This window comes from Nocardia fodinahabitans (genome assembly GCF_052983615.1).
In genome coordinates, this window is record NZ_JBRJJC010000001.1 from 5,821,633 (window position 1) to 5,845,649 (window position 24,017).

General features: G+C 62.9%; 23 protein-coding genes and 1 pseudogene. 8 read left to right on the forward strand and 16 right to left on the reverse strand.

The genetic code is table 11. From position 1 onward, the window contains the following. The first annotated feature begins 99 nt into the window (after positions 1-99). Together NV348_RS27415 and NV348_RS27420 are read left to right on the forward strand one after the other, a co-directional pair. Positions 100-1,284 carry a hypothetical protein gene (locus NV348_RS27415; protein WP_447149425.1) on the forward strand — a complete coding sequence of 395 codons (1,185 nt, stop codon included), beginning with the start codon at positions 100-102 and terminating at the stop codon, positions 1,282-1,284. 26 nt (positions 1,285-1,310) lie between these two features. After that, complete coding sequence (locus tag NV348_RS27420; RefSeq protein ID WP_447149426.1) at positions 1,311-1,679, forward strand: hypothetical protein; 369 nt, start codon at positions 1,311-1,313, stop codon at positions 1,677-1,679. Positions 1,680-1,798: 119 nt separating this feature from the next. Here the strand turns inward: NV348_RS27420 and NV348_RS27425 are convergent, their stop codons facing one another. Then, positions 1,799-2,224, reverse strand: a complete 426-nt coding sequence (locus tag NV348_RS27425; protein WP_447151152.1) for a macro domain-containing protein — start codon at positions 2,222-2,224, stop codon at positions 1,799-1,801. On the opposite strand from NV348_RS27425, the pseudogene NV348_RS27430 reads away from it, so the two are divergent. Next, a pseudogene (locus NV348_RS27430) lies at positions 2,223-2,379 on the forward strand (transposase); the annotation flags it as partial. The gene NV348_RS27425 and the pseudogene NV348_RS27430 overlap by 2 nt on opposite strands. Positions 2,380-2,381: 2 nt before the next feature. Here the strand turns inward: NV348_RS27430 and NV348_RS27435 are convergent. The 6 genes from NV348_RS27435 to NV348_RS36515 form a co-directional block, all read right to left on the reverse strand. Then, positions 2,382-3,182: an IS5 family transposase gene (locus NV348_RS27435; RefSeq protein ID WP_447149427.1), complete on the reverse strand. Its 801-nt coding sequence runs from the start codon at positions 3,180-3,182 to the stop codon at positions 2,382-2,384. A 321-nt stretch (positions 3,183-3,503) separates the two neighbouring features. Beyond that, positions 3,504-4,505 carry an IS481 family transposase gene (locus tag NV348_RS27440; protein WP_447149428.1) on the reverse strand — a complete coding sequence of 334 codons (1,002 nt, stop codon included), beginning with the start codon at positions 4,503-4,505 and terminating at the stop codon, positions 3,504-3,506. A gap of 211 nt (positions 4,506-4,716) precedes the next feature. Further along, a complete protein-coding gene (locus NV348_RS27445; protein ID WP_447149429.1) occupies positions 4,717-5,241 on the reverse strand; it encodes a hypothetical protein in 525 nt (174 codons plus the stop codon). Between the two features lie 7 nt (positions 5,242-5,248). Continuing rightward, positions 5,249-6,418, reverse strand: a complete 1,170-nt coding sequence (locus NV348_RS27450) for a DUF6973 domain-containing protein (protein WP_447149430.1) — start codon at positions 6,416-6,418, stop codon at positions 5,249-5,251. Between the two features lie 47 nt (positions 6,419-6,465). Then, positions 6,466-6,735 (reverse strand): hypothetical protein, encoded by a 270-nt coding sequence (locus tag NV348_RS27455; RefSeq protein ID WP_447149431.1) that lies wholly within the window; start codon positions 6,733-6,735, stop codon positions 6,466-6,468. 39 nt (positions 6,736-6,774) lie between these two features. Continuing rightward, the gene (locus NV348_RS36515) at positions 6,775-7,356 is read right to left on the reverse strand and encodes a YbaB/EbfC family nucleoid-associated protein (RefSeq protein WP_495885075.1); all 582 of its coding nucleotides are present in this window, start codon (positions 7,354-7,356) and stop codon (positions 6,775-6,777) included. On the opposite strand from NV348_RS36515, the gene NV348_RS27460 reads away from it, so the two are divergent. Then, positions 7,355-8,466 (forward strand): IS3 family transposase gene (locus tag NV348_RS27460; protein ID WP_447151153.1). Its coding sequence is split into 2 segments (ribosomal slippage): positions 7,355-7,622 and positions 7,622-8,466, totalling 1,113 coding nucleotides; the frame shifts between segments, so codons are not numbered across the junction. The two genes, NV348_RS36515 and NV348_RS27460, sit on opposite strands and share 2 nt — an antisense overlap. Positions 8,467-8,473: 7 nt before the next feature. Here the strand turns inward: NV348_RS27460 and NV348_RS27465 are convergent. Then, positions 8,474-8,713 (reverse strand): hypothetical protein, encoded by a 240-nt coding sequence (locus NV348_RS27465; protein ID WP_447149432.1) that lies wholly within the window; start codon positions 8,711-8,713, stop codon positions 8,474-8,476. Next, positions 8,710-8,970, reverse strand: coding sequence for a helix-turn-helix domain-containing protein (locus NV348_RS27470; protein ID WP_447149433.1), 261 nt, complete (start codon positions 8,968-8,970; stop codon positions 8,710-8,712). The genes NV348_RS27465 and NV348_RS27470 overlap by 4 nt, the downstream gene beginning before the upstream one ends. Positions 8,971-9,140: 170 nt before the next feature. Here NV348_RS27470 and NV348_RS27475 point away from each other — a divergent pair, with 170 nt between their 5' ends. Next, positions 9,141-9,932: a DUF5919 domain-containing protein gene (locus tag NV348_RS27475; protein ID WP_447149434.1), complete on the forward strand. Its 792-nt coding sequence runs from the start codon at positions 9,141-9,143 to the stop codon at positions 9,930-9,932. Continuing rightward, complete coding sequence (locus NV348_RS27480) at positions 9,916-10,389, forward strand: NUDIX domain-containing protein (protein ID WP_447149435.1); 474 nt, start codon at positions 9,916-9,918, stop codon at positions 10,387-10,389. Before NV348_RS27475 ends, NV348_RS27480 begins: the two co-directional genes overlap by 17 nt. Positions 10,390-10,508: 119 nt before the next feature. On the opposite strand, the gene NV348_RS27485 is transcribed toward NV348_RS27480, so the two are convergent. The 7 genes from NV348_RS27485 to NV348_RS27515 form a co-directional block, all read right to left on the reverse strand. Next, on the reverse strand, positions 10,509-11,126 hold the full coding sequence (locus NV348_RS27485; protein WP_447149436.1) for a hypothetical protein: 618 nt from the start codon (positions 11,124-11,126) through the stop codon (positions 10,509-10,511). A 446-nt stretch (positions 11,127-11,572) separates the two neighbouring features. Beyond that, positions 11,573-12,331, reverse strand: a complete 759-nt coding sequence (locus NV348_RS27490) for a hypothetical protein (protein ID WP_447149437.1) — start codon at positions 12,329-12,331, stop codon at positions 11,573-11,575. A 504-nt stretch (positions 12,332-12,835) separates the two neighbouring features. After that, positions 12,836-13,378, reverse strand: a complete 543-nt coding sequence (locus tag NV348_RS27495) for a hypothetical protein (protein ID WP_447149438.1) — start codon at positions 13,376-13,378, stop codon at positions 12,836-12,838. Beyond that, positions 13,318-13,620, reverse strand: a complete 303-nt coding sequence (locus NV348_RS27500; protein ID WP_447149439.1) for a DUF4236 domain-containing protein — start codon at positions 13,618-13,620, stop codon at positions 13,318-13,320. The genes NV348_RS27495 and NV348_RS27500 overlap by 61 nt, the downstream gene beginning before the upstream one ends. A gap of 45 nt (positions 13,621-13,665) precedes the next feature. Further along, positions 13,666-14,124: an SHOCT domain-containing protein gene (locus NV348_RS27505; RefSeq protein ID WP_447149440.1), complete on the reverse strand. Its 459-nt coding sequence runs from the start codon at positions 14,122-14,124 to the stop codon at positions 13,666-13,668. Between the two features lie 15 nt (positions 14,125-14,139). After that, positions 14,140-18,483 (reverse strand): Eco57I restriction-modification methylase domain-containing protein, encoded by a 4,344-nt coding sequence (locus NV348_RS27510; RefSeq protein ID WP_447149441.1) that lies wholly within the window; start codon positions 18,481-18,483, stop codon positions 14,140-14,142. 243 nt (positions 18,484-18,726) lie between these two features. Further along, the gene (locus NV348_RS27515) at positions 18,727-21,606 is read right to left on the reverse strand and encodes a helicase-related protein (protein WP_447149442.1); all 2,880 of its coding nucleotides are present in this window, start codon (positions 21,604-21,606) and stop codon (positions 18,727-18,729) included. A 263-nt stretch (positions 21,607-21,869) separates the two neighbouring features. Here NV348_RS27515 and NV348_RS27520 point away from each other — a divergent pair, with 263 nt between their 5' ends. After that, complete coding sequence (locus tag NV348_RS27520; RefSeq protein WP_447149443.1) at positions 21,870-22,568, forward strand: hypothetical protein; 699 nt, start codon at positions 21,870-21,872, stop codon at positions 22,566-22,568. Between the two features lie 16 nt (positions 22,569-22,584). Then, entirely contained in the window at positions 22,585-23,976 is a 1,392-nt protein-coding gene (locus NV348_RS27525) for a protein kinase domain-containing protein (protein ID WP_447149444.1), read from the forward strand. Positions 23,977-24,017: the final 41 nt, after the last annotated feature.

Below are 24,017 nucleotides of genomic sequence, written 5' to 3' on the forward strand. Positions count from 1 at the left end.
TCGATGGCAACCTTGGTAGTCGACCCGACCGTATATTCGTTGGCGGGGGCATCACTACATTCCTACGCAACCGAGTACCAAAGGGTGTACTCGGCGCGGATGGCGAACCTGAACGAGACCGCCAATATGGGCGGGAACGTCGGTGAATCCAAGGCGTGGGCAGACTCCTATGATGCGACCGTCGCGACCGCAATGAGCATGACCGAACTGCTCATCACTGCGATGGGAAACTACTCGAATATTCTGCAAGAGCTCGGCTACAACCATGCGCTTGCCGACTACGTCGCCGGCACCGGACGGCCGGAGCCGGTGAAGCCGACTCAACTCGCTCCCGCGTGGACGCCATGTTTGGTGCCGCCGCCTGCTGCGGGCGGGCCCGGCAGCGGCCTGTTCGACGATGTCGGATTCGCCGTGTCAGCGCTGGAGGACTTCGGCGTTTCGATGCCTGACGGCGAACCGGACGATCTGCAGATCGCCGCCGACACCTGGGAGAAGTTCGGCGGTGAGTCGGGCGTGGGCAATCTGCCGCCTTTGCTGGACCAGCTCGCTAAAACCTTCGAGAGCGAAACCGCTCCCGACGCTGCACACGTGGATGAGGATATTCGTGAACTGAAGAAGTCCGCAGAAGGTGTCCTCACTCTCTACAAGGATCTTGCCACTTCTTGTCGTGAGCACCGATCCGCGATTCTCGAGTTCCGGACGCAGCTCGGCCAACTACTCGTGGATCTGGCGAAAGATCTTGCGCAGGAGATCGCGGAAACGGTGGTTCTCGGAATCATCGCAGGTGCATTGACCGCCGGCTTCGGGACGGCGGCTATTGCTGCCGCAAAGGCGGGCAAACTGGCGTTGAAGATGAAGACCTACGTCGATCGCGTCCTCGCTGCCAAGCGCGCAGCGAAATTCGTTGACAAGGTCGCCCAGACAGGCGGTGATCTGGAGGGCCGTCGGGCAGAGATCCAGCGAATCGCCGACCTGCTCGCGCAACGCACAGCCGATATTGCCAAGGCTGCAAGCGACAAGCTCAAGAGTTCGTTGGACTACGCGCTCGACAAGGAGGCGATGGGCCACGTCTTCGTGCCGAAGCACAAGCTGGATAATCTAGTGAAATCGCTGGGCGGTGAAGAGGCGACAATGACCAAGATCATCGAAAGCGTCCAGGGTGTGCCGAATGGAGTATATAATGCTTCGAACCCGCTGGTGCGCACGATTAATGGTGAGACAGTGCATATTCGCGGAGCGATGATAGACGGGGTATTCAAAATTGGCACCGCATACATTCCCTAATGGCACCGCCGAATCCGAGGAGAGTCATGAGCAACACACCCGTTGAGCCGCGAGCGCTGACCGGTATCGAATCGGACATCGTCACCAAGTTGCTGTCAGCTGGCGGGGCAGGAGCCGGTGAGTACCTGCTGCAGATCCCATATGCCGAGGTCGTCGCTACGTGGGGACCTGGATCTCCGAGTGTCGATCTCGTGGTGCGCCCGGGTGCTCCGCGGGCGGCCGGGTCCGCTAACGGGATCCTCGCCAACGGCGCCGTCACAGATCCCAACGGATCTCCTGTGGGCGAGCTTATCTTGTGGGTCGAGAATGGTTGGCTCAGCGGTATCGAGTACGCCTGGTACACCGACGAGCGCCCGCAATCTTTGCCGGACCCAGCACACGTGGAAGTTCTCTGAGCCAGATTCGTCGGGGACGGTGACGACCGCAACACTGAACGCAGCCGCCGCCACCGTAGGGCCTGAGGTCGCGGTGGCGAGTGCTCAGCCCCCGGTCGGCAAGCTTTGCTCACCCTGTCCTACCTGAGCAAAGGCGAAACATCCTGGGAGGTTGCCATCACTTGGACGGCACGGGCGGGTAGAGCCTGATCTCGACCGTGGCGGTGAGCGGTTCCAATGCCGTCCTGATCAGCGGGGCCCACTCGCTCCCAGGCGAGTCCACCGTGCCCGCACCCGAGTGCGAAGATCGCGATCGACTGAATTCGGTACCGCTCGATCGTCTCGGCCAGGGCGGGTAGTCCGGCGGACACGTCATCGAGTCGGCTGGCCGAGCGCCAGTGTCGCTTCGTTGGGAAGTTGACAATCAACCGCGGCCCGTGGGCAGCACCGGTTTCCCACACGAACATCCGGCCGACGTGGAGATCACCCATTCGCGCTGCGCGGGCATACTGAACCGCCCCGGGTTTGGTGCCCACCTTCTTACTTGGGAAGGATGGGCAGATCATGCCTGCGAAGTACGACGAAGCGACCAAGGCCAAGGCTGTCCGGCTGGTCGTCGATCACCGTGACGACTACGACAGTGAGTGGGCCGCGATGAAGGCGGTCTCCGCGCGGTTGGGGATGACCGCGGAAACCCTGCGCAAATGGGTGCGCCAAGAGCTCCTAACATGTTCGATTGCTGAGTCGTCGCCAGCAGATCAGCGCAGCAGCGAGATCGAGAAGTCCCTGATGGATGTCGGTGCGGCGTTCCCAGCGGACGGCCAGGCGTCGGAATTGGTGCAGCAAGGCCAGCGTCTGCTCGACGATCCAGCGGCCAGCGGTCACTTTGTCGCGGGTGCCGCGGCGTGGGATGTAGCTGGTGATCCGCCTCCGTTCGAGTTCCTCGTAGACGCGGGGGTAGTCGTAGCCCTTGTCTGCGATCAGGGTCGTGATCTTCTCGCGTGGTCGGCCGGGGCGTCCGCGTAGCGGCCGTACTCGGTCGAGTAGTTCGGGTAGCACGAGGTGGTCGTTGACGTTGGCCGCGGACTGCACGATGGCGAGTGGGAGGCCGTTGCCGCAGGTCAGGATGTGGTGTTTCGCTCCGGTTTTGCGGCGGTCGACGGGGCTGGGACCGGTGGCGGTGCCCCTTTTTTTGGCCCGCACGTGCGAGCCGTCGGGGATGACGCGGTCGAAATCGATCAATCCTGCGCGGTGGCAGTGGGCGAGCATCGTGGTGTGCATGGCCTCGAACACTCCGGCGGCTTGCCAGTCGCGTAGCCGCCGCGAGCAGGTCATCCCGGACCCGAACCCCAGCTCTTGGGGCAGGTCCTCCCACCCGATTCCGGTGATCAGCACGAACAGAATCCCTTGCAGGACAAGCCGATCGTTCATCCGTGCTGGGCCCGGTGTTCCCGCCGCCTTGACCGGCAGTAGCGGTTCGATCACTGCCCACAGCTGGTCGTCTACGATCCACGGCGCTGCCACGACGAAACATCCTGCACTACAACAGAACTCGCCGCTACCCGACAGAACCTGTTAGGAGCTCTTTACCGGACGGTGGTGATCAGTGGGTGAGGCACCGGCCGTTCGGGCAGTGAACACGATGGTCTTGGCAAGGTTGTTGCCATACCGCCTGGCAAGCGATCGTGTGCGTATCTCGTCCCCGTTCGATGCCGCGCCGGACAGTCGCCCATTCCGAGGGTGGCAGAGCGCACAACCCGCAGATGAAAGTCCTCGGATCCTGTCGACGGTCAGGCATGGCGGTGCGCAGCGACCTGACGATCCGTCCCTCGGATGGACTCGTGGCTAGGTGTATGAGGCCATGACGTTGGTGACGCCGGTGTGCAGGCGGCTGGCTGGTGGCCGGTTCCTGGCGGCGGTGTGGGGGCGATGATAGTTGTAGTGGATGTTCCAGATCTGCAGTGCTTCTCGGCGCTGCAGGTGGGAGCTCCACTCATGGGCGTAGAGGAATTCCTCGGCCAGGATGCGTTGGTAGCGTTCGACTTTGCCGTTGTGATGGGGCGTGTAGGGGCGGATCCGCTGGTGGCGGGCCCCGCGGAGAACCTTCGCGAAGTCGTGGGCGCGATAGCAGGAGCCGTTGTCGGTCACGATCCGATGGATGTGGTCGATACCGTGGGCGGCGAAGAATGCCCTGGCCCGGTGCATGAAACTGACGGCCGTGTTGGCCTTCTCGTCGGCGAGGGCTTCGGTGTAGGCCAGTCGGGAGTAGCCGTCGACCGCGGAGTGCAGGTAGACGTAGCCGGCTCGGGCGCCGCGCTTCTTGGCTCGCGCTGCGGCTTTGGCTTGTTCGGAGCCGGCGCCGTGGACCCGCCAGCCACCGCCGTCGGGGATCCGACCGACCTTCTTCACATCGACATGCACCATATGTCCTGGCCAGCGGGCCACGATCCGGCGTGGTGTCCGGTTGTTCTCGCCGGTGGGGTCGAGGAAGCGGCGCCGGTTCACACCCAGGTGCGCCAGCTGGCGGGTCACCGTCCGGACCGCGATCGCGGTGCCTTCACGATCGAGTTCGAACGCGATCCGCCGCGCCGACCACTTGTTGTCCCTGCGCAGGCACTCGATCCTGGCCACGACCGGTGCCGGGGTGGCTCGCGGTTGCCAATGCGGTGTCGATGACCGGTCCAGCAAGCCGAGCTCGCCGTGGCGGCGCCACCGGTTCACCCACTTCGACGCGCATTGGCGGGAGATCCCCATCTCGGCGGCGACGTGGGCGATCGGACGGTGTTGGCAGGGTTGGACCAGGCGGCGACGGCCCTCGACGGACAGCGGGGCGTTACGGTGGAGCACGGACGGATCTTCCGGTCGAGCGGGTGGAGGATGTGGTGTTTTCCATCCTGCCGCCGAAAGATTCGTCCCCTTCAACTCACCCCCACGCGGGCGTCAACAACCTCATGACCCGCAACAGCTAGCGCTCACCCCGGGTCGGGCAGGGGTGCAGGTTGTCGACGTGGCTCCGCTAGCCTGCGGCCAAGCTCTGAAGACCACCGAGGCTGGTGTGTCAGGAAGGCCGAAGGGTGCCCTGCCCGGTACCGATCAGCGGTGTGTCCGCGAGGATTTGGTCGATGCCGGTGAAGTCGAACGCTCGATCATGCTTGCCGGACCAGGATGTTGATTGAACTGGCTGACTTCCATTGAGGAACAGGTAGTAGCCCTTCTGTGGAGCGTCGGAACCCGACCCTTCCGGCGTGTTGGTCCAGCAAACAGAATCTGCGCCGGTCCGTCGGTTGAGCTCGTCGATCGTGATCCCCTGGGGCACTTCGACCACGCGGTCCCAACCGTCGTTCCATCCGGCACTGGCTGCGATGCTTCGCATCGTTGTGGCGCTACCGGCGCTGGCGGCAGAGTTTGCCTGGTCGGCGAACCGGCTGATCTGACCGAGTGGCTCGGCAGTTCCGAAGCGGAACTTGGTGGTGCACGTCGAGCTCTGAGCGCTGCTGTCGGAAGATTCGACCGCCTGGCAGCCGGTGCCCAACACGGCCGCGACAGCGATGATTGCCGAAGTTGCGATACCGCTTCTGATCACGATGCGACTACTTTCCGGGAAGTGGGAGTCCGACGCCGGGAAGTTGTCCGGTTCGACCCTGGTCAATATTGCTGTTCGCGAGCTTCGGTGCATGTTCTGCGCCGGTGGAGTTTTTGGTTTCGACGACCACCAAATTGCCATTGTTTATTTCAGCTTGGATAATTTGCTGAAGCTCCGCGGGGCTGGCGTCAGGATTCGCGAGTCCGATCTCACGGCCTCGCGAGTTGTTGTAGAGGTCCATCGCTTCGCGTTGTGCGATGTTTCCGCCCGACTTCTCGTGGGCGGTTGTCATCTCCGTGGTCCATTCCTCGCCGAATCGCTGCGTCATGAGAGCGTTCCAGTAGGCGTGCCTAAATGCATCGCCTTGTCCCTCAAATTGTGAATCGGGGTAGAGTTGTGCGGCGGTCTTCTCGGCATCCTCGGTTATGTTCTTGTAGTCCCACACGGCACGAGGTCCATCGACGCTGATGAGTAGATCGTTCATTGCGGCGATCTCCTCTTCTGTCATCATTGATGGGTTGAAGTCCGGAAATTTGGTGCGTATCAAGGCAAGTTCTGCACCTGTCGGCCATAACCTGGATCCGGAATCGGTATTATCTACCTGGTAGTCACGCAGTATGGCGTCCAGTTTCGGGTCGCCTGTCTCGAGCGACTTTGCCAGCGCTTCCTTGACCGAGTTGGGGAGCTGCTCGAGAAACGTTGCTACCTGTTGAGCACCTTCGCGATCTGCGCGCTCTATAGCCTGGAGGGCATTGGTTATCGCACTGCTGAGGCGGCTGGTCTCAATTTCTTTCGCGGCGATCGCTGGAACACCGGCGGGCCAGTAGTCCTTGGCCGTCTCGGCATTGGACTTTCGTGATCGAACTGTACCGTCATCTTGCACGTAGAGGTCCCATCGAGACTCTTCCGCGCTGGTGATCCCGGACTTAATTGTCGAAATGTTCGTCTTGATATCCTCGACAAGTGACGAGGTCTTCGTGGTGATCTGTGTCAGCACGCCAGCTGTCGCAATAATTTGCCCTTGGTCGGTCTTTGCGCGTATGCGAGCAGCCTCGCCTGCATCACCTTTGTAGTAGTCGATGGAGCGGGCGACCTTGTTCTCGAATGAATTCGCCTCTGACTCCAAAATTGTCGAGCACTGCGTCATGTTCACGACGGCCTGTTCGAGATGTGTCATCTGCCATTCGATTACCTGAGGAACGGTAAGCGGTTTTACTCCGGGCATTACCGAGGCGCCCCTGCCTCGCTGATAGCGGCTCCGATCGCTTTGTCGAGCTCCTCTTGTACGGTAGCGATATAGTCGGTGTCCGTACAGAAATTGCGCACCATTGTGGCGTGGTATTTGGTCACCAGGTCGAGGGCCTCGAGCGTCTCTTCCAGCTTGACGGCGAGGTCGGACCCGTCCATGTATCGCCGGGCATTTGCGCGCTGTTCGCTAACAATGGGAGTGATGGCTTCAATGGCATCCGCATTTCGGCGAACGTCATTGGCCATCTCCCGCAGCCTAGCAGGGTTGATATCTAGAGACATCGGCTACCGCCTCAGGTGCGAGGGTACGTAGGAGAATCCAGCCTCTTCATCGAGTGGCGCTCTCGGCGGGGCCGTCGGGGCGGTATACGCGGAGTTCGATGGCTTCGGCAACGACTCGAAAAGCGCGACAACCTTGGTCTCAACATCATTCATTGCTGCCCGGTGGCGATCCGTGATCGTGCGCGAAAGTTGATCGGGTCCTCTATCCATCGCGTAATCTGCAATATACAGATATGTGATCCGGCCAGTGGGATCGGTCTCGATGATGACGGTGCCATCCGCAGCTCGCGAGGTGCCCCGCAAGTTGGCGAGCTGCCTGTTGATCTCGTCTATCTCATCTGAGCTGGGCTTCACTTCCCCCGCCTTCCGGACCCGACCCGTGCATTCGGCGAACAGCGTACCGCAGAGTCGATGGCGTGCAACAAGGTCGACAGGGCTGCGTCTGTCGACCTTGGGGGCGGTGTGGATAGGTACGTGCGACGGTGTCATGTGGCAACGGCTCAAGTGACCTGACTCCATGTGCTCGGTCCGGCGACTGTGAGAGCCTTGCGGCCCACGTAGTGGGCAGGAAGGCTCGATGACCATGGCGACACGCAAGAGGCACACCCCTGAACAGGTCGTGCGGAAGCTGAGCGAGGCTGACCGACTGCTGGGCGAGGGCAAAGACGTCGCCGACGTGTGCCGGACCCTGCAAATCACCGAAGCCACCTACTACCGGTGGCGCAACCAGTTCGGCGGCCTGAAAGCGGACGACGCCAAACGGTTGAAAGACCTCGAACGCGAAAACTCTACGCTGAAAAGACTTCTCGCCGAGGCCGCGCTGGAGAAGGCCGCGTTGAAGGAGATCGCCAAGGGAAACTTCTAGACCCGGAACGCCGGCGGGCGGCCGTAGCGCACCTGATGCGAGTGCTGACGGTCAGCGAACGGTTCGCCTGCCGGGTGACCGGGCAACATCGAAGCACTCAACGGCGCCTGCCTGCCGCCGCAACCAGCGCAGATCCCGATGCCGCGTTGCGTGAATGGCTGCGTGGCTGGGCGAGGACCCATCCGAGGCAGGGATTTCGCCGCGCCTACCACGACGCCCGCGGCGAGGGCTGGACGGTCAATCACAAGAAGATCCAACGCCTCTGGCGCGACGAGGGACTGCGAGTGCCGCAACGGCGCCGCCGAAAACGCCTGGGCACCTCCACCACCGCGACGGCGGAAGCGACCGCACCGAACCGGGTATGGACAGTGGATTTCCAGTTCGACGCCACCGACGACGGACGGCTGGTCAAGATCGTCTCCATCGTCGACGAGCACACTCGCGAATGCCTGGGTGGGCTGGTGGATAGGTCGATCACTGCCGACCGGCTCATCGACGAGCTGGACCGGATCGCCCTCGACCGCGGCTACCCGGCCACGCTGCGTTGCGACAACGGGCCAGAATTCGCTTGCCAGGCGATGGCCGACTGGGCCGGGGAACGCGTCGGTTTGGCATTCGTTCCAGCCGGTCAGCCCTGGCGCAACGGCTACATCGAATCGTTCAACGGCCGCCTGCGAGACGAATGCCTCAACATCAACAGCTTCTGGTCATTGACCCATGCCCGCGTCGTGATCAGCGACTGGAAGGACGAATACAACCACCGCCGAAGACATTCCGCCCTGGGCTACAACACCCCAGCCGGATACGCTGCAACCTGCATCCACCGATAACCGGCTCTCACACTCGGTGGACCGAGCCATGGGGTCCCGTCAGAGGTACGAAGACCGCTTCGGCGTTGATTCGCCGGACGATGGTGATGAGTCCGGTGAGGGGGTCGGCCGTTCGAGCGGTGAATACGATGGTCTTGGCAAGGTCGTAGCCGTACCGCTTCGCCAGCGATCGTATGCGGATCTCATCCCAGTTCTGTGCCGCGCCGGACAGGTCGGACCGGAGGTAGTCGAGAGCGATGGGTTTCATCCTTTGACCACCGATCGAGGCACATCGAGCATGGCCTGTCCGGAGGGTGTCTTCGTGTAGGCGTGGCCAGACATCGATAGCTCCCACGCCTGCCGGTGCGGTGACTGCCGGACGAACCCGGTGTGGTGGAGGGCTCGCAGGGCGCGTCTTGTTCGCCTGATGGAGAGTCCAGTGTCGGCGGCGATCTGGCCCGCGGTGAGTTGTCCTCCGGGTTGCAGGACACGGAGGACGCGTGCTTGGTCGAGCGTTGCGGTCATCGACGGCTCCCGTCGGCCAGGCTTGATCTCGAATGCGCGCGAGCAGTTTGCCCGTAGATCACGTTGCCCCCTTCGCTGCTGGTCATGCACGGTGATCTGAAGGTATTGATCCGAGACGGGCACCTGAACTACGTTCGGGACACTTCACCGGACATTTCAAAGGTGCTGGTATGTCCTGGAAATGGGCCGTATGGTTTGAGCATGTCCCACCGCTTGGAATCGGCGATGCTTCGTGCGCGACTGGTTCGGTTGCGTTGGCTGAGGCTGTTGGCGTCGACGTGAAGACCGTCAATCGGTGGCTGGCGGGTCGCGTCCCGCATCGGCGAACACGGGCGGTTGTCGCGCGGGTGCTGGGTGAGACTGAAGATCTGCTGTGGCCGCAGACGCGCCCTGATCTTGCAGCGGGAGGGGCAGCGACAGCCGAGGTGCAGGGTGCCTACGCGCATCGGGCAGACATTCCCAATGAGCTGTGGACCTCGCTGCTCCTCGGGGCAGGCGAGCAGATCGACATCGCCGGATACGCGTATCCATTCGTGTTGGAACTGCTGCCCGACGCGACGGACATCCTCGCGGATAAGTGCCGCAATGGAACTCGCATCCGGTTGGCGTTCGCAGACCCGAACTGTCCTCATGTGGCTGAGCGTGATGCGTTGGAGCAGATGAACGGTACCCTCGCGGGCCGAATTCGCAACGCGCTCAGCATGTTGGGACCGCTGACTGATACGCCAGGTTGCGACATCGGACTGCACTCGAGCCACCTCTACAACTCAGTGTTCCGGTTCGACGACCAGATGATCGTCACGCCGTACCTCCTCCGGGCGCGCGGATATCAACACCCAGCGCTCCACCTGCGGAAATTATCGCCGCACGGGATCTACTCCTCGTTCGCCGAGCAGTTCGAACAGATCTGGGGCTCGGTGACCCCCTACACGCAAGGACTTTCGCATGGGCTCACGGCGTGACTACTACGGGGATCCGAATGCTCCGAAGGCCAACAGTCTGGTGCCAGGTGCCTCGGTTCTGGTCACGGACAGCGCGGGCCGAATCCTGATGCAGCGCAGGGGCGATTCGGGCAACTGGTCGTTGCCGGGGGGAGTCATGGAAATCGGGGAAACCCTCGAACAGTGCGCGGTTCGCGAGGCGAAGGAAGAGACCGGGCTCGACGTCGAGATCACGGGGTTGTTGGGTATCTACACCGATCCGGAGCACGTCATCGAGTACGGGGACGGAGAGGTGCGGCAGGAGTTCGCCGTTACTTACCTCGGCCGGGTTGTGGGCGGCGAGATCTCGGTGAGTAGTGAGTCGACTGAGGTGCGGTTTGTCGGGGTGGACGAGCTGGCGGATCTCCCGGTGCACCCGACCGTTCGGTTGCGCATCGCCCACTTCGAGGATGGCAGAGCAGCTCCTTACCTCGGATGAATCATCGGATCCGCCCAATGAGAGGCATGGCAGTACGAATCCGTGTCGGTCAGAAGGTGAACCGCCCCAGGTCTGAAAGGGTCTACATAATCTCGCGGCGTTTTGGACCTTGCCCGGCCCTATTGGGGCGGTCGGATCGGACGAAACGCTGCGCGCGCCTGTCGAACCCGGTACATCCACTCGTGTGGGTACAGCACCTCGGCGCTGCCTCTGAGCGAAGCAAGCCGGAACTCTCGATCATTGGTGATGCAGTACTTGCGGTGGCAGTCGTCACCGACGCCGCAGCTCAACTGATACACGCGGCCATCCTCCCAATCCAGCGGTGGATGGAAGTTGCTGAAATTGGGCTGATCGCCGAACGTGGCACCGGAGGTTTGCGCAAAGACAAGCTCATGGACGACGTCGTAGACGACGTCCATCGCTGAATCCTCACTCCAACCATAAACCGACTGCAACTTGTCGATGACGAGGTTGTCGATGTGGTTGCTGGTGAATACTCTCAACGGATCCTTGCCGGCAAACATGCCGCCCTTTGCATGCCACATCGACAGCAAGCTGTCTACGCTGCGATCGAAGAATGGGCGAGCGAGGGTGTGTCCCTGTCGCTTCTGCCAGAGTTGGGCGCCCATGGCATCGAAGCGTTCCCACGTCGCCGGTTCCCCAAGGCGTCTTGCCATGTCTATGCATACATTGGCATCGAAAACCGCACCATGGACATCGTATTGGGGAAGCGGCACCGCCCGACTCTACCGCCGCGGTCGCTGCGGCCGAATCGAACCGGCAGCGGCGGCGACGTAGCGCTTCGTCGACTGCTCGGACGAGCTCCGACCGACTATGCCCTCTTGATCGGGGTGATGGAGGGGCTGTGACCGCTGCGCTTGCCGGATGGCCTCATAGGCTGCGCGCCGACGGGCGGTCTCTTGGTTTCCGCTAGTCCTTGGATTGGGATGACGCACGTCGATGTACTCGTCATCGGCATGCGTGGTGTGGCTCTGCGTTCGAGGCAGAAGACCAGCTGTAGTCATGACATCCAACCTCATCGTTCAGGGGGCCAATGACGTCTGAATCAAAGCCGCTATCCAAGGATGCCAGGATGTTGTGCTCATTGGGCTCCTGGCCTTTGATATCTTGATATCACCTTGGCAACTAGACCGCCGTCGGCTAGATCATGCTGTGATGTTTATCACAAACTTTGACTGACGGTGTAGTGGATCTTCTCGGCAAGTCTGCTCGCGTGTCCGCTCGCGGTGGCCACCTGATCTGTTGCTTGTTCAAGAGGGACCCATGGCTCAGCGTTCGTCCAGGTCGAGTCCACGAATGTTGCGATCGTCGGATAGGTCGGCAACGGGGTCTCGGAGGTGAGCTCGAGCGGTGCGAAGGCCGCACTGCGACCCACTGAACGGGTAAGTCGAGGGCGGACATCGGCTTCGGCAACCACGCCGACTTCAGCCTGGTATGACCACCCTTCCTCGACGGCGCCGTCAATCAGCAGGGCGAAGTCGGTTACCCCGAGGTCTGCCGCTCCAGCGATCATCGCTGCGGAACCGCGCAGCTGGGCTCTGACTGTCAGCTCTTCGATCTCATGCTCAGGTTCACTGATCTCCCATCCAACTACATGTTGGAATGCGGCCGTCACCGATATGCTCTCGACCCCCAAGATCCCCGCGATTGTGACAGCTACGTGCTCCACGCTGGGCCGAGCGGCGGGCTGAGTCTCATCCGTCGTGAATGCGTAGATGGAAATACCTTCGAGGTCGATCTGTGCTTGCCCCCAGCCGCCGAAGTCGACCCGGAGGCCTGTCGTCCCGAGTGGGCGGAACCGGCTCAACAGTCCGGCATCGTCGATCGACCTCAGGACTGCGGAACGCTGGTCCAGCAACTCATATCGAGTGCGGTCCCATCTACAGGTCAGCGTCACGGTGGCTGCGGGATACTCCCTCATTGGAGGAAACGTACCCGATGTAGCCAGCTGGATCAGCGACAGGCGCATCTCAGGCTGCGGGCGGCCCAGGCAGCCGCGCAGTCTTTCGTGTTGCGGATCCGGCCCTCGCAACATGTAGCCAGCTTCCGGTGGCGGCCGGGAGCCCCGCACGACGGCCGCTACTGAACTCCTCCTTGTCTGGTGATACCCGGTTGCGAAGGCTTCAGCTGTGCATGCCACTCGAGATATCGGGGAGGTTCGGGGGGTGTTGCAGAGTATGGGTGGCGCGATCGAATGAGTTGATTCTGGAGGATTGCAGGTCCCAGTTCAGTCCAGTGGGGCTCATCAGCTGTACGTTGCCGTATTGCATGATCGGGAGCATCCTGTTGTTCTTGAACCGGCGGTCGGGGCTGCCGTTCACGTTGGCGAATTGCCAGGTCGTGTCGACTTGGATGGTATCGGTCGGTACGGTTCCGGATTCGATGAATCGGCGTCTGGACGGCTGTACGGAGTGGATTCCGTAGCTTACGTCGCTGTAACGCTTGCCGGTGCGGACGAGTAGGCGGTCGGGGAGGAAGTGGAGCGCGTCGTGCCCCGCTGGTGATGGTCGGGACGGCGACGTTGGTGACCAGGGTGCTTCGGGTGGTCGAAACTGACTGTGACAGTGATGCGTTCGAGAAGGCTGCTGGCGTTGCCGTTGATCTTCCGTTGATGAACCGTCGCCAGGCCACCTTGCGCGTTGATCCGCCACTTTCCTTGCGACGCCGCATATTCCATCAAAGCCTCGTTGAGCGCCCCGAACCATGCCGCGGGGTGATCGGCGACTTCGTAGAAGACGACAACATTGCGCTTGGCTTGGTCGTGCAGGGCCAACCACCAGACCAGCGGAACCGCGAGCATCAGCAGGAGCAAGCCGAACGGCAAGGTCGCCAGAACGAGTACGCCGAGTATGCCGCCGGCCCACGGTGCTGTTCGACCCTTGCCGGCGGCAGCGTTGAGCTGTTCGATCAGATCGCCTGGTCTGGTGGGCAGAAGCTGAGTAGCGTCCGCGCCGGTGAGATCGGCCATGGGGATGGGAGTTGAACTCGGCCGGGGCGAGATTGTTCGCTGATTCGTGGTCGATGGGCGTGCGCCACCCAACGATGCCCGTAGTACACGCCGTGCGCGCCCGCGTGTACGTAGTTACCGCGCGGTCCGCTGCCGACCCGGAATCCGGGGACTCCGGCACTGATGCCGATTCCTGACCGGGACAGATTGAACCGGAAAGGTCCGGCGTTGAGCGACTGTCGACCATAGATACCGATGTTCATCTCCTGTCCGAGTCGGGCGGTGGCCAGTGCTCGTGGTCGTGTGGTTCAGCCGAGGAGCTTGGCCTTCTGCGCTTCGAACTCGGCAGGTGTGAGGACTCCAGCGTCGCGGAGCTGCGCGAGCTTCATCAGTTCGTCTGCTACCGAGCTCGTCGCGATGGGCTGTGAGCTCTGGGATGCGGGAGCCGGTGATTGTGCGCCGCCGAAGTCTTGGCGAGCGTGGAACCAGTCCTCGATTCTCTGAGCCGTGCCGTGGTTGATGGCGACTTCGGCGAGCGTGGTACCAGACCCCTGCACGGAAAGTATCTGCTGGAGTGATGAAGCCTTGAGGCGCTTCTTGTCGTCGCGCGTTACCTTGCGCACCGAGAAGCCGACGACATCTCGCACGCGAACTCTGAACGCGGGCAGGAGCTTTCCTGTCGCTCGGTACTCGACACTCCCGTCTGGATACTCGATCAAGCTTCCGTGGCCGACGCCGAGGCCATGTGAGATCGGGCTATCTGGCATGGTGAAGGACCTTCCTTACTTGGCCTGCCCCTCGGCGAGGCGGGAGAAGTGTTCGTGGGCGAGGAGCATGTCTCGTTCGCGGTCGACACCGGTGAAGGGCTCGACGTAAGTGATTCCTTCGACTGTGAGTTCGGACGCCGCGATGGAGCCCTTCTTGCGGTATTCGGAGGCGAGTTTGGTGGGGAGTTGGCGGCCGTTGGCGTCGTAGAGGGCTTCGCGTTCGTATTTTTGGAGGACGGGGAATTGGGTGCGGTAGATGGTTAGGAGTTCTTCGGCGGTGATGTTGAGCATTACCGCAACGATGGCGTCGATTTCGATCAGGGCTTGGCGGCGGTCAGTGCCAGTGCGGAGGGGGGAGTCCCGGGTCCAGCTGGGTTCTATCGCGCCGAGGTCTGATGTCGTGCCGTGACCGATGCGAAGGCCGGGAACCCAGTGGTCCTTTTTCCAATCGGAATCGTACAGCTCAGACCAGAGCGAAGTGAACGCCGAGACCAACGAGTTGAGCCTCATCGTGCGCAGTATTAGAGCGGGTTCGAGAACATGGCCGCGGATGTGGGGGAGCCTGCGCATCAAACCGTGTTTTAGTTCGCTTGCGCCGCTTGCCTTGATGAGAAAGTCGGCTGGGATCGATGACCAGATTCCGGAGGCAACCGCCAGGTCGGCCGATGACGGCAGCTTGGCTGTCAGCACGGTCCCAACGAATGCTGGCCCAGGTGGGACGATGGCGGAATGAAGAGTACGGACAGTTGCGGAGTCGGCCATCCGGCGCCAAGCCAGGCGAAAGTAGGCTGAGCTTGGTTGGCTGCCCCAGCTCGGGTATGCGGACTGGTATTCAGGGAGCGGGCGGGCAACCTGGTAGTTGGTTCTCGGGATGAAGGTCTCCGGGATCGTCTCAAGGTCGATCGCGGAGTAGTCGAGGTTGTTGCGCATCGTCGGGTTACCCTGCTGGTAGATCGGGGTGGCGACGGTGAGGTGCGGTCCCTGGAGAATCGTTTCCTCCCAGGTTTCCGGGATACCTGAGCGGGACTCGAAGAAGCCGAGCCTGCGGTCGGCCGACTCATGCCAACCTGCCGTCCATTCAAAATCGTTGTCACCGATTCGTGGCGACGCAGCGACCTTGTCGAGCACCTCCGCGCTAGCTTTGTTGACCGGGTATAGGAGGCGAGCCTCGGAGATTGGAGTGCCAGGCTCGTCGATCAATTTAGCCCAGGTTGCAAGCGTGGCGGCTGTGACTGCAACAAGACGCTGTGCGTGGGGTCTCAAATCCCAACGTCCACGCTCATCCTTGATTCCCGGCGTCGGTCCGGTTCCATCATGGCGGATCGATCGATTCACGGTTTCTGGATGGTACATCGACGATGCGCTCAAGAAGTCGACGTCGGAATCTGGCCCGTAGATATGCACACCGAAGAAGATGTGATGGTCAATTTCGAAAAGCTTGAGCTCATTTCTAAAGTGCCAGTGACGCCGTAGGCGCCGATACGTGTCATGCCGAAGGCGCTTTGCGCGTAGTTCTGTGAAGTGGCTCTCCGGGTGTATCAGGGCAACTACTCCCGAACGCGCTGCGGATCGCCATGTTCGTTCCATGAAGCAGCGATAGAGGTCCGGCTGTAGCCCGGCAAGCGCGGGTCGATCGACACTGGAAGCGAGGTTTGCGCTTTGCGCGGCTTGGACGGCGCGTTCGTCGAGCAGCACCGTGCGGATCGCGGGAGATTCCATGGCAGTCTGCACTTTGGCACGTTTGTCCGGCTCAGATGGCCTGTGCGCCAACCGCCACCACGGATCGAACTCAGCCAACACCCCGGACTCGTCCCAGTCGGGACGAACCCATGGCGGATTACCGATCTGCAGATCGAACCCGCGTTGGGCGAAGACTGGTGCGAAATCCAACTCCCAATGATGGAAGCCCTGTGCTTGGGATACCCGAGAAGCAACCGCTAACCAGGGGAATTCAGCGATGGCGGCGGAGATTGGTTTGGCTTGGGTGAAGACTCGGTCGTTGTCCTCGGCGACGTCGAGTTCGGACCAGTCCAGGTCAGAGGCGAAGCTCGTTTGGCCGTACTTTTCGTACTTGCCTGCCTTTGCGGTGGTGCCGAGGATCGCTTCGAGGCCGCCGATCCACTGGTCCCAATCTGGTGGGGTGATGTCACCGGTCACCGGCCATGACCAGAGAGCGCACCAGGCGTCCATGACGCGGCGCAAGCGCTGGTAGGAGCCGTTCTGGTCGTTCAGGACCGCTTCGATCTGTTCGCGGGTGACGGCGGGGACATGGTCGATGGGGGCACTGCGCCAGAGATGGAGGTCGCGGCGGATTTCGGATTCGGCGATGGTGAGGCGGCGGAGGGTGAATTCCCAGAGGGTTTCTACGCGGTGGGCGAGGGATTCCAGGCGTTTGACCATCGGCTTGGTGGGGGATTTGCGGATGTCGTTGCGCCACAGGCGGAGTTGTTCATGCTGGTCTGGGGCGTATGTCTTGGCTTCGGCGGTGTCGACGACGGCGCCCCAGCCTTCGGCGGGGAGGAGGAAGTGGTGGACGCCGGTGCCGATGTCGGTGCCGAGCGGGACGTCTTTGGGGACGGTCTTGAGCCAGGCCTTCTTGGCGAGTTCGCTGGTTGTGTACACCGCGCGGCGTGCGCCGATCAACGAGTTGCCGCGGCGCAGGTGCAGGCCGAACCAGGGGGCCTGCAGGCCCGCGACCATGGTGTCGAGCCACAGCGAGATCTCGGCCAGTTCGACGGCAGTGGCGTTGAGGTCGACGCCATAGACCTGGTGGAGGGCGATGTGGGCCTTCACCTTTTGGAGCTCGACGGTGTATTGGTCGGCGTCGATGAGCTTGCCGGTGTCTTCCTGTTTGCGCTTGAGGTATTCGGCGGCGAGCTGGCGGACGGCCTCGATGGCGAACGCGCCCGAACCGAGGGCGGGCTCGCAGATGGTGAGGGAGAGGATGTCGTCGGGGGCGGTGCGCACGCCGTCCTGGTCCAGGAGTTCCTCGAGTGCCTGCGAGACAACGAATTTCGTGAGAACTTCGGGGGTGTAGTACGACGCCGACTGCTGCCGTTCGCGGCCGGCGAGGCGGAAGACGAAGGTGCCCTTGGCATGGAGTACGGGCTTCTCTTCGCCGGTGATCGGGTCGACGGCGCGGACGAAATCGGATTCGGACAGATGGTCGGCGCGGTGCACCGGAACCACCCAGGAGCCCTTCTCCGGGTTGCCGTCCTTGGCTACTTCGTAGAGGTCTTCCTCGGCGAAGAAGCCGGTGTAGGACATCAGGCCCTCGTAGACCGCGCCGAGCTGGTTGATGCCGAGTTCGGCGTAGCTGATGAAGCCGCGGTCGGCGCCCTTGCGGGACTTGGATTCCTTGGTGAGCAGGAGGTGGGCGAGGACCTGTTGGGTGGCCTCGTTGCCGAGGCCTACCTCGTCGATCAAGGCGGTTGCCTTGGGGGAGAACAGGTCTGCACGCAAGGGGTTGAATTCGAGGCCCGGTGCGGGATCGTCGGTGACGTTCTCGCGAACGGCTGGCTTGTGGCCCTGGTCGACCAGGTCGAAGAGGCGCTTCAGTGACTCGTACAGGTGGGTGCCGGTGCGGGCGTGGTTGGAGACGAGTTCGGTGAGGGTGAGTTCGCGGAGGCGGTCGAGGCCGTAGCCCTCCTCGTATTCGGCTGCGCCGGTGGGGAGTACCTGCATTTCCGGGGACGCTTCGGCATAGAGCAGAAACAGGATTCGGTACAGGAAACGCAGGGAGTGCTTGGCGAGCTCGTTGCCGTCGATGCCGTCCATGGACAGGTCGCGGGTGCGGCGGCGACGGACCACTTCGTTGGCGATGATTTCGATGGAGAGGCGGATGCCCTCGCGGAGGTCCTTGGAGACGCCCACGGTGTGTTTCACCGAGTCTTCGAGGACACCGGTCCACCAGATGTTGCCGTCAGCGTCGGGGCGCAGGGATTGGTGGCCGAAGATGGCTGCAGCGCGGTCGATTTCGCCGCCGCGGGCGTCGTGGCGGCGTTCGGCGACGACGAGGAGGTCCAGGGCGAGGTAGCGGCCTTCGGCCCAGCGCTCGGCTTCGGTGAGCAGGAGCCAGCGGCCGGCCTGGACTACTACGAAGGTGGGTGGGGTGTCGGAGCGGTAGGCGGCCGAGACTGCTTTCGATGCTGATTCGAGGGGTTTGTTGTCCTCGATGGCGGGGGTGATCAGGGTGCCTTCGCCTAGGAAGTCTTCGATGGACTCGACCGGGTTTGCCTGGAGGAACAGCACATTTGGGGTGTCGACGAGCTGGGCGTTGGGGATTACCAGCTCGGAGCCTGCGCGTTCGGCGGTGAAGGGGGTCAGTTCGCCCTTGTAGCCGAAAGCCTCGCGGACCATGGCGTGCGCCTTGGGTGCGGCTTCGGGGTTTTCGGCGAGGGAGCCCAAGATGGTGTGCAGGTCGCCCGGCGGCCGACAGGAGACTGCTGCGAACCGTCTTGCGACCTTCCTTGGCCTCGGCGTCCCAGGCCTTGCGCAGTTCCATGACCTTGCCGTGGAACGACTCCTTCACCGAATCGGTGGTGAAGTAGTGTTCGCTGATCCAGTCCTCGCCGACGATGATGGAATCGAAAGAGGCCATGATTACTGGTCCTTTTCGGGGACGATCACCAGCAGCGGGCGCACCAGTTGCTGGGTGGGGGCGAGGGATTCGGCGAGGCGCTGTTCCTCGGCGATGCGGCGGGCGTACTTGTCGACCTTCTTCTTCTGGCTGCCGAACAGTTCGAGTTGTTCGGCGCCGGAGTGCCAGCGGTCGGCGCGGCGGCGCCACTGGTCGAGGCGCGCGACTGCGGAGCGTTCCTGGTGGTCGAGGACGAGTTTCATCGACTTGGTGGCCTGGTCGACGGCGACGGGGATCAGCTGTTGGAAGCGTTCCGGGTCGGGGATCGGGCCGGGGTTGGCGGTGTCGGGCTTCAGGCCTGTTTCGGTGAGCAGGAAGTCGAGGCTTTCCAGCGGGCGGGGCATCGCGAAGGTGGGGCGGTCGGGGTCGGGGAATTCGACGGTGGAGAAGACACGGGAGACGAGCTGGCCGCGGCGGTTCATCAGGGTGCCCATGAGGACGACGGTCACTGCGTCGACATCGCCGCGGATGGCGAAGATCTGGTTGCGGCCGAGGGCTGACAGGGCGCGGTCGCTAGCCCAGTCGAGGACCGGATGCAGGGGGCCGAGGTAGTGGGCTTCGGGCCAGGTGGTGTCGTTGATGCCTTTGCCCTGACGGGCTGCGCGCAGCTGGGCGTCGCCGACCTGGCGGGAGGTCGCGAGCTTGAGGCGTTGGTCGATCTGGCCCTTGTCGCGGTAGTTCTGGGGCAGGTGGGCCAGGCGCTGGCGGAGGTCGCGGGGCGGGATCAGTTCGGCGATACCGTGATTGGCATGGACCGTCCAGCCGACTCCGCCGTTGTCGGGGGCGGCGTGGGGGACGTCGTTGAAGGCGGCGCGCAGGGCCTCGTCGAGGTAGTCGATGTCGGTGGGGTAGAGGCTCTGGCGGGGGAGCTCGGGGAGAGCGGCAGGCGGGTCCTGGTCCAGCTGGGCGAAGAAGGCGTCGAAATCGTCGCCGTCGAGGACATCTTCGACCGCCTTGACCTGGTCGTCGAGTTTGGTTTTGCGGGCCAGCACATCGCGGATCGCCGACTCCTCCTCGCTGACACTGTGTTTGCCCATCAGGGAGGCGACGTCGCCGAGGGTGGTGTGAGCCTGGTTCTCGCGTTCGAGCAGGCGGGACAGCACGCGCAGGTCGCCGGAGAATTCGGAATCCGACGGTTCCAGGATCAGCGAGGAGATGACCGGGGGGTACTTCTGGCCATACCGGTCGACGCGGCCGTTGCGCTGTTCGATGCGGATCAGCGACCACGGGATGTCGTAGTGGATCAGGTGGTGGCATTGGGCGTGCAGGTTCACACCTTCGGACGCGACGTCGCCGGTGACCAAGACGCGGATCGGGGAGGTCTCGAGCTTGAAGCTCTCGACGATCTCTTGCTGTTCCACATCCGACAGGCCGCCGTGCAGCATCGCGATATTGTCCGGCTTCAGGCCGAGAGCGCTGGGCAGGAGTTCTTCGAGCCACTTCAGGGTGGCGACGCGCTCAGCGAAGACGACGGCACGGGTCGACGACTTCGGGCCGACACCGATCTCACGGAGCCGGGTGATGAGCGCGGCTTGTTTGCCCGCGGTCTCGGTGAATGATTTGTCGTTCAGGTCAGCGAGATTGGTCAGTGCGGCCAGCTCGGTGTGCTGCTCGGGCGTGTGCGGGCCGCCCTTCTCGCACAACTTGGCTCTACGCTGATCGATCGATTCACGGAGAGCCGCCGGCGAAGAGAGGAAGGCTTTGGCGAGAGTCCACGGGAACAAGCCCTGGGTTTCGCCGGAGTACGGAGATCGGCCGGACTCGGGGTGCAGCCAGACCCGCGAGAGTTCCTGGGCGACAGCATCTTCGGGACCCGAGGCCTTGACCAGCCGGTGGACGGGCTCGGCACGCTCGGCCCAGTCGCTGCCGACCTCCGCGGCGACCTCGTCGTGGTGACGATGCCTGCGGATCAGCAGGGACTGCACGTCTTGCTTGGTGAAAGAACCATCAGCGGCGACAGCGGTGGGATCGAGCAGGCGCAGCAGCTCGGCGAAGGATTCCTCGCGACCGTTGTGCGGGGTGGCCGACGCAAGGATCAGGGCCTCGGTGTTGGGGGCCAGGACCCGGGCGAGTTCGTTGTTCTGGGTGCCGACGTTGGTGAGGTTGTGGGATTCGTCGATTACCACCGCGTCCCAATGCTGGCGCTCCAGATGGGCTTTGTAGCGGGGGCTTTTGAGTGTGTCGATCGAGATGATCGCGCGCTTGTAGTACGTGAACGGGTTGCGGGTAGCGGGCAGCTTCTGGCGGACCTTCTGGATACCGGCCGAGTCCAGGCGCACGAACGGCAGCGCGAAGCGGCACCACAGTTCATGCTGCATCTGCTCGAGGACATGCTTGGGGGTGACGATCAGGATGCGTTCGCCCCGGCCGCGGCGGACCAGTTCGGACAGGATCATGCCGATCTCGAGGGTCTTGCCGAGACCGACCGCGTCGGCAAGCAGAATACGGGGCCGGATGTGCTGTGGGTCAAGGGCTTTGGCGACGGCGGCACGCTGGTAGCCGAGGGAGTCGGCGAGCATGCGGGTGGAGACGGTGAGCGTCTGGTCGCCGTAGGGGAACGGGGTCTTGCGCAGGAGCGCTTCGAGCCAGAGCCGGGAATCGCGGTAGCCGGACGAGCCGTCCGGGACCACTTGGGCGCGGGCAGGATCGAGCACCTCGATGCGGTCGAGGCTGTCGTAGAACGTTGCCGTGGTGTCGGCGACCAGTTCCGATAGACCTCGGACACGGAGTAGCCAGCCGTCGGCACCCTGCTCGGCCGACGTGACCAGCCATTCTTCGTCGCGGACCACGACGATCGAGCCGGGGGCGACATTGAGCTCGCGTGGCTCGATGGCTTGGGTCATCGGCTGCACTCCTGATGGTCGACGCAGAGTGATCCAATGTAGTGCCGAAACGGCATTCATTCGGGAATCTGCATGTTTAGATCTGCGGGCATGGCAGGGTGGAGATCGGCGATCGGGCCTAGGGTGTTGCATGCGATTGCCCGCCCCAGCATAAATTGCCGTGAAAACAATGTCAATCAACGCTTGCTGGATTGGGCGAACCTGGGGCGCCGTGAGTTACCGTGGTCGTCACCAGGGCTTAGGTAGGTGGGGAGGTTTGGGTGGTGGCAGACGCGGCGGGGGCGCCGACCGAGCTGACGGCTCGTGATAGGCCGCCCCGAGGCATCTCTTCCTATGGTGAACTGCGGGAGGGCGCCACGGCCTTTCGCGCGCCGGATGTGCCGGAACTCGAGCCGGGGGAGGGATTGTTTCCGACCGTGACGCTCGGTGAACTGGTCGACGCTGGTGCCCTCGCTGTGCTGGAATCGCCGCCGACACTGATGGCAACAGACACGGGGTCGGACATGTTGACCGCGAAGGACGTTCGGCTCGGGCGTGCGGCCTCGAAGCACTGCGACCCGCACACGCCAGGGGCAGTTACCGCCCAGCCGGGTGACGTGGTGGTCGCGGTAGGTGGACCGGTTGTTGCTCGGGTCTGCGGTGACGAGGTGTTGGTTGCGCCGGGAGTAGCGGTGCTGCGCGGCAATCCGAACGTGGTCGATGTGGATTTCCTCTCGGGTGTCGTTCGGGCAGCAGGAGAGGTGGCTGCAGGCAAGCCGGTCGATGTGTTCACGGTGAATTTCCCGCGGTTGCCGCTCGCCGGGCAGCGGGATGCCGGCGCGGCGATCGCGCGCTTGATCGACGTCGAGGATGCTTGGCGAGCTCAGCGGCTCGCAGTGGAGCGATTGGTCGATGAAGGCGTGGCGGGTCTGGTTTCTGGCATGTTGCGCGCCCCGTCCGGGGCGGGAGATTCGGGGGAATGAGGTGACTCCGCGGATCGTGGCGCAGCGCTACGAGCTGATCGAGGTGATCGGGCGCGGTGGGATGGGGCAGGTGTATCGAGGTTTCGATCGCAGGCTCAAGCGCCGGGTCGCGGTGAAATTCATCCACCCCCGCCTCGCTGAGAACGAGGAGTGGGAACGTCGTTTCGTGCGCGAAGCGGAGCTGATGGCCCGCATGAGCCATCCCGGAATGGCCACGGTTTTCGACGCCGGCATCGACCCTGGCCCGCCCGAACAGCCGTTTCTGGTCATGGAATACATCGACGGTGTGACCCTCGACAGCATTCTCGCCAGGCGTGGGAGCCTGCCAGTCGGTGCCGTAGCGGGAATCGCCGCGCAAACAGCGGCGGTACTAGCGGAGGCGCACGGGCACAGCATCTTTCACCGGGATCTGAAGCCGTCGAATCTGATGCTGTGCGCTGATGGCACAGTTCGGGTGCTCGATTTCGGCATCGCCGTAGCGCTCGATGCGGGCCAGCCGCGGCTGACCCGAACAGGGTCGGGGATCGGTACGCCGGAATACATGGCGCCTGAACAGGTTCGGGGTAAGACGGTGGTGCCGCAAACCGATCTCTATTCGCTGGGTCTGGTGATCTATGAACTGCTCACCGGGGTCAGGGCCATGCTCGGCGGCTCGGAGATCGACACCATGATCAACCAGGTCAATGCCGCGGCGCCGGATCTCAGTCAGGAGCGTCACGACGTGCCCGAAGAATTGGCGGTACTGGTCTCGGACATGCTGGCCAAGGAGCCGCTCGATCGGCCGGCTGATGCGGCGTCGGTGCATGCCGTTCTGATGCGCTACATCGGAGCTCTCGACGGGTTGATGGATCGGGCGGATCCGGTGAGCCCCGCTCGGCTCTACGCCACGGCGGTCGGGGCATCCGCAGCGACGCGAACGGCGCCGACCCAGCTGCATCAGGGAGCCGACTCTGCTGCCGTGCAAGAGTTCACCCGCGGCGACATTGATCGGGCAGTTCGTCATGCGCGTGATCTCGCCGACGAATCCAAGTATGTCCCCGCAGTCGGGGAACTGCGGGACCTGCTCGAAGTCGCCGTCCCGCACCTCGGTGCCCGTGATGCCGACGTCGTGGACACCAGAATCCGGCTGGCCGATCTCTGTCTCGAATCCGGGGACTACATCCAGGCCGGTGCGCTGTACAGCGAGCTGATCGACGACCTCACCGCGGAGCGCGGACCCTACGACGATCAGGTGATGTTCTGCCAGCGACAGCTCGCCGTCTGTCAGGTGCACAGCGGCCAGGTGCGGGCAGCGCTGACCCGGCTTCGCAAACTGCACGCGCAATTGGCCGCCTGGCACGGGGAGAACGATCCGCGAGTAGTGCAGCTGGGGGAAATGATCACCCAGATCCGGGCTGGATCCAGATAGCGGAACACTTGATTACCCATTCCGGTCGCAGTGCATGCTTC